Genomic DNA, 886 nt, shown 5'->3' with positions numbered 1-886 from the left:
AGCGCGCTCGTCAACTTCGGCGCGGACGGCCCGGCGGCGGGCGGCGGCTTCTCCTTCACCGCCGATGCGGCCGCCGCCATGGCGGCGCTCGGCCTGCAGTCGAAGGGTGGGGCGCTGAGCTTTGCGATCGTCGGCAACTCGCTGATCGGCTATGTCGACAACGGCAACGGCACCTACAACCCGATCGGCGACCGGACGGTGCTGAGCTTCACCCTGGATTCGCACGGCAACTTCACGTTCCGCCTGTATGATCAGCTCGACCATGTGAAGCCTGCGCCCGGAAGCGCGGACGACAACACGGATCTCGTCGCAAAGGGCGGTTCGATCAACGCCATCGACTTCGGCTCCGTCATCAAGGCGACCGACGGCGACGGCGACAGCGTGACGCTCACCGGCAAGGCGAACGTGACGGTCAGAGACGACGTGCCGGTGGTCAATCTGGCCCTGACGGGCAACAGTGTCGTGCACGACGAGACGCCCGGCGCCCAGGGCGGCACGAACGACGTGCCGGCCGGGCTCGGGCAGTTGGCGATGCAGCTGCTGTTCTCCGGGATCGCCAACAAGGGCAATGATCCGGATGTCGCGGGTTCGGGCGCGATCGGCTATGCGTACAACACCCTGTTCACCTATTCCTCGAACACCGGCGCGGACGAACCAAGCTCGAAGACCCTGTCGCTGCAGATCGTCGGCGGCAATGGAGTGCTGTCCGGCCTGAAGACCACGACGGGCGATGGCATTCTTCTGTTCCAGGAGGGTGGCTTTGTCGTGGGCCGCGTCGGCGGCGCCAACGGCCAGGCCGCCTTCGCCATCGCCATCGATGGCCTCGGAGGCGTGAGCGTCGCCCAGTACCTGTCGCTCGCGCATGGCAATACGGGCAGCGCCAACG

The 886-nt window shown here is 66.7% G+C and carries 1 protein-coding gene; it reads left to right on the top strand.

Annotation, left to right across the window (positions count from 1 at the left end; genetic code table 11):
* A partial coding sequence (locus tag SAZ10_RS33530) for a DUF5801 repeats-in-toxin domain-containing protein (protein WP_318613891.1) occupies positions 1–886 on the top strand: 886 nt, incomplete at both ends.

The organism is Mesorhizobium sp. BAC0120 (genome assembly GCF_033542235.1).
GTDB lineage: Bacteria > Pseudomonadota > Alphaproteobacteria > Rhizobiales > Rhizobiaceae > JAWRCU01.
This window is presented reverse-complemented; position numbering and strand designations above follow the sequence as displayed.